Raw genomic sequence first — 5,475 nt, forward strand, 5'->3', positions numbered from 1 at the left:
GCTCCCCCACCGCACCGACCGGCACCGCCGCGCCCGAGGCGTCGACCACCCGTACGCGCGCGTTGTCGACCGGGCGGCCGATGGCGATCACCTCGTGGTCCCCGGCGCGCGGGGCTCCGTGGGGTTTGACCGTCTGGGTGGTGCACACCACAGTCGTCTCGGTGGGTCCGTAGACGTTGACCGTCTCGTACGGCGCCTCGGGCCGGGGGCGGGTGCGCAGCACCTCGCCGCCGAGCAGCAGGTGGCGCAGCGGGGGCTGGTCGGACGCGGGCAGCCGCAGCACCTGCTCGCCCAGCGCGGTGGGCAGGATGCTGAAGGTGACGCCCAGCTCCCGGTACCACCGGGCCAGAGCGAGCGGATCCTTGCGGACCGTCTCGTCGGCGACGGCGACGGAGGCTCCCGCGGTCAGCGCCGGCCAGATCTCCATCAGGAAGGCGTCGAAGCTCTGGCTGCACACGGCGGCGGCGCGGTCATCCCCGGTGAAGCCGAAACGGCGGTGGTGCCACTGGCAGAGGTCCACGACGCCGCGGTGCGACAGCATGACACCCTTGGGCACACCGGTGCTGCCCGAGGTGTGCAGGACACAGCAGACCGAGGACGCGTCGGCGGCGACCGCGCCCGGCGCCGCGCCCCGGGGCACGGCGTCGGGCGAGACGGTCCGCACCTTCGGGGCAAGGCCCAACGCGGCCTTGCCCGGTCCGGCGCACACCACGGTCCGAACCCAGCACCCGGTGATCACCTGCGTGGCACGGGCGGCGCCGAGGGACGGGTCGAGCGGCAGGCAGGCGTATCCCGCCTTGAGCACCGCGAGCAGGGCCACCACGAGGTCCGCGGAGCGCGGCAGCCACACGGCGACCACGGTGGGTGAGCTGTCGTCCTCCTGCGGGCCCGCTTCCTCCTCGCGGAGCACGGCGGCGAGCCGCTCGGCCCGTTCCTCCAGCTCCCCGTAGGTCAGCACGGCGTCGCCGCAGACCACGGCGGTGCGTTCGGGCCGCGTTGCCGCCTGCCGGGCGATCCAGGCATGCACCGTGGTCTCTGGAAGGGGCCGCCGGGGCCCGTGCTCCCAGACCGCGGGGACCGAGTCCCCCTCGGCAGGCATAAGGGCGAGCCGGGAGAGCGGCGTCGTGGGTGCCTCGACGGCCGCGGCGAGCAGGTCGCGCAGGACCGTGAAGAACCGTTCGACGGTGCGCTCGTCGAACAGGTCGGTGTTGTACTCCAGGTGACAGCGGATGCCCTGCGGCTGGTCGGTGAAGTAGACGGTCAGGTCGGTCAGGGACTTGTCCGGTCCGGCGTTCAGCGGGGTCGCCTCGACGCCCGGCAGGTCGAACCGGAACGGCTCGGCGGACTGGAATTCGGCACAGACCTGGAACACCGGGGTGCGGTCGGCCGCCCTCGGGGGCGCGAGCTCGCGCACCACCGCCTCGAAGGACGTCCCGGCGTGGTCGTAGGCGTCCAGTGCCACCCCGCGTACGCGCTTGAGCAGCGTGGCGAAGTCGGGGTCTTCGGAGAGGTCGAAGCGCAGCGCCACGGTGTTGACGAAGAACCCGACGAGGTCCTCGGCCCGCTGCGGGCGGTCCGAGACCGGCGTGCCGATGACGATGTCCTCCTGCCCGGTGATCCGGTGCAGCATCGCCGCGTAGCCGGCGAGCAGGGTCATGAACAGGGTGACACGGCTACTGCGGCTCAACTCCCGTAGACTGGAGGAGAGTTCCGCGTCCAGGGTGTGGAAGACGGCCCGGCCGTTGGAGGTCGCCACCGGGGGTCTGGGCCGGTCGACGGGCAGTTCCAGTGCCGGCGGGGCGTCGCCGAGCGCCCGCTTCCAGTGGGCGAGGTCGGCGGGGTCCGGTGCCTCGGCGGCCGCCCGCTGCTCACGGGCGTGGTCGGCGTAGCTCCAGGTCAGGGCGGGCAGGCCGGGGTCGGTTCCGTCCCGTTCGGCCCGGTACAGGGCGGAGAGGTCCCGGGTGAGCACCGTCGCGGAGGCCGCGTCCACCACGATGTGGTGGAAGGAGAGGACCAGTACGCACTCGTCCTCGCCGGTGCGCACCAGTCTGCTGAAGAACAGTGGACCGTCCGCCAGGTCGAAGCGGCGGGCGCTCTCCGCCGCCAGGGCCTCGCGGACCGCCTCGTCGGGACGGGCGGTGCCGTCCACCACGGCGAAGTCGGGCTCGGCGAAGGCGCGGACGATCTGCCGGGCCTCGCCGCGGGCCTCCCGGAAGACGGTGCGCAGCCCCTCGTGGCGGGCGATGAGGCCGCGCAGCGCGACGCGCAGGGCGGTCTCGTCGAGCGGTCCGGCGAGGCGGACGGCCTTGACCTCGTTGTAGGCGGTGCGCCCCGGCAGCAGCCGCTCCAGGAACCAGATCCGCTCCTGGCCCGGCGACAGCGGCGCTCCGGTCTGCCCGGGAGGGGCAACTGCGCGAGCGGTCCGTGTGCGCGCGGGACCGGGTTCCGGTGCGGGGGAGCAGGCGCGCTCCCGGTGGCGCCGGCGCAGTGCGTCCAGATGGGGCAGGCCGGCGCGGAGTTGGTCGGGCGAGACGCCGAAGTCGACCAGTGCGGCCACCTCGTCGACGCCGGCCGCGGTCACCGCGTCCACCACCGGGAGGACGTCGTCCACGGTGCCGATCAGGGACCGCTGGTCGCAGTACCGACCGTAGGCGCGGCGGAAGACGACGTCCAGGTCGTCGTCGCTGAGGGAAGACAGGTCGACCGAGTGGCCCAGGCTGCTGGTGACGCCGCTGAACAGCGACAGCGACGCCCGCATGTAGCGGGACATCGGCTCGAAGGCCTCGGCGCGCACGGTGTCCCGGTCCGTGCCCAGGTGGGTGTGCAGCAGCACGGCCACCCGCCCGGCGTCCGGGTCGAGCCCGTGCCGGGCCCTGGCCCGGCGGTAGCGGGTGATGTTCTCCTCGAGTTGTTCGACGCTCTGGGTCATCAGGTTGGTCACCACGCCCAGGTCGTGGCGTCCGGCGAGTTCGTAGGAGTGCGGGTTGCCGACCACGGCGGCGTACATGGGCGGTGCCTCCTGCACCGGCCGGGGGTACAGCCGCACCTCGCGCTCGCCGTCGCCGGTGGTGCGGCGCAGCGGGCGGCCGCTCCAGAACTCACGGAGCTGCGCGAGCTGTTCGAACATCTCCTCCTTGCGGCGGCCGAAGCGGTCGGGGAAGAAGACGAAGTCGTTGGGGTTCCAGCCGCTCGCCACGCCGATGCCGACCCGCCCTCCGGAGAGGTTGTCGGCCATCGACCATTCCTCGGCCACCCGTATCGGGTCGTGCAGCGGCAGTACCACCGAACCCGCGTTGAGCCGTATGTGCCGGGTCTCCCGGGACAGCGCGGCGGCGAGCACCGCCGGGTTGGGGAAGAGGCCGCCGAAGGAGTCGAAGTGCCGCTCGGGCATCCACAGCGCGTGGAAGCCGTGCTCGTCGGCGAACCGTGCGGCCTCCATCAGCAGCTCGTAGCGGCCCTCACGGGCGTCGGAGAGCGACGCGGAGTTCTCGAACGGCTGGGGGTAGTCGCCGAAGAAGTAGAGGCTGAAGTCCGCGGTGCGGGGCGTCGCGGGCCGCGAAGCCTCCCCGGCCTCGGCGCCGGGCCCGGCCGGCCGAGGAGTGGCCGACGCCGACGCCGCGGGGACCGCCGCCTTCCCGGCGGCCGGGGCGACGGCCGGGGCGGCCGAGACGGCGGGAGCGGCCGGGGCGGTGGAGGCGGCGGCCCCGGCCCGGGACGCGCCGGCTCCCGCCGTGGCGGCACGCGGCACGGCGTGGATCCTGCCGGCCGGGAAGAAGCCCGCAGCCCGCAGTTCGCGCAGCGAACCGCGCACGGCGTCCGCGACGAACTCGGCGTCGCCGTCCGAATGCGCGGTGGAGAGGAAGAAGTTACGCCACTCCCAGACGTACACGCCCCGCAGGATCAGGTGGTGGTACAGGAGTTCCATGTCGGCACGGTGGTCGAAGCGGAACTGGGAGCCGAACCAGCTAGTGCGAAGCGGGAACTCCTCGGCCTCGAAGAACGCGTTGAGCGTGGTGGCCAGTTCGGTCGTTCGGGCGTTGAGCCCCTCCTGGAGGGCGGGCCCCTCCTGCTTCAGCCGGGTCAGCACCGCGCGTGCCGCGGTCATCGACACCGGGTGCTGGAGGTAGGTGCCGCCGAAGAAGGTGGTGTCGGCCGGCGGGGCGCTGTCGTCGCCGTAGGTCCACCAGCCGCCGTCGACGCCGTCCATGATGTCGGCGCGGCCCGCGATGGCTCCGATCGGGAAGCCGCCGCCGAGCAGTTTGCCGTAGGTGGCGAGGTCCGGGACGACTCCGTACAGCTCCTGCGCGCCGCGCTGGGCGGGGCGGAAGCCCGTCAGCATTTCGTCGAACATCAGCACGATGCCGTGTCGGCGGGTCAGCTCGCGGAGCCTGCGCACGAACTCCACCGGCCGTAACGACAGGTTTCGGCTCTGCACCGGCTCCAGGACGACGGCGGCGATCCGCGCGGCGTCGCGCTCGATCGCCTCGAGCGCGGCGTCGCTGCCGTATTCGAGCACGGCCAAATCCGCGACGGCGCTGAGCGGGATGCCCCGGGAGACGGGCACGGTCGCGCCGTCCGCGACACCGCCCGAGGAACGGCCGAGAACATTGTCGGCGTGCCCGTGGTAGGCGTTCTCGAAGATGACGATCCGGTCCCGGCCGGTGGCGGCCCGGGCCAGGCGGATGGCGGCGGCGTTCGCCTCCGTGCCAGAGTTGGCGAAGGCCACCCGTTCGAGACCGGTCAGCTCGGCCAGCAGTTCGGCGGTCTCCCCGGTCTCGACACTGCGGGGGCCGAGCCGGACACCGCGGGAGAGGTGTTCCCGCACGGCCTCGTGGACGAAGTCGGGCTCGTGCCCGAAGAGCAGCACGCCGAAGCCCATGGTGATGTCGACATAGGAGTTGCCGTCGACGTCCTCCAGCCGCGCCCCGCTCGCCCGGCGGGCAGCCAGCGGGTACAGCATCTCCTTGGTCGCCCGGCGGAACCCGACCACCGCCCGGCTGTCGGCCAGCACCCGGCGGTGGTCCTGGGCGATCCGTTTGGAGGTGGCGGTCCTGGCGGTGTAGCGGCGGACCACGTCGTCCAGATGCTCCCGGCGGCCGGGCGGCGAGGCGGCCTGCACCATGCCGGAGTCGGGAGCGACCGTGACCCGGGGTCCGTGCACCCTCGGTGGCTCGGCCGGCGCCTCGGCCCCCAACTGCCCGGCGATGCTCTGCGCAAGCCCGGCCATGGCCGCCAGGTCCCGGTCCAGGGACGCGGTGAGGTACTCGAATCCGCTCATCGGGACGCCTCGCCGTCGAGCCGGCCGGTGACCGCGGTGGTCTGCAGCGCGAGGATCTGGGAGAGCTGGGTCATCATCTGCAACTGGATCGCGGAGAGCTGGCTCACCCGGTGGGCGAGCTCCTCCAGTTCGCGGCGGGTGACGTATTCTCCGGCGCCCTCCCCGGACGCCCGGGCGGGGGCGCCGGAGAATACGTC

The 5,475-nt window shown here is 73.2% G+C and carries 2 protein-coding genes; both read right to left on the bottom strand.

The window, feature by feature from the left end; translation table 11 throughout:
* Nucleotides 1–5,278, bottom strand: a 5,278-nt coding sequence (locus tag C1I97_RS30335) for a MupA/Atu3671 family FMN-dependent luciferase-like monooxygenase (protein ID WP_111006300.1), incomplete at its 3' end; no start/stop codon positions are given.
* Nucleotides 5,275–5,475, bottom strand: a 201-nt coding sequence (locus tag C1I97_RS40235; RefSeq protein ID WP_181446984.1) for a hypothetical protein, incomplete at its 5' end; no start/stop codon positions are given. The genes C1I97_RS30335 and C1I97_RS40235, both read right to left, overlap by 4 nt.

This window comes from Streptomyces sp. NTH33 (genome assembly GCF_003236365.1).
In the GTDB taxonomy this organism is placed as follows: domain Bacteria; phylum Actinomycetota; class Actinomycetes; order Streptomycetales; family Streptomycetaceae; genus Streptomyces.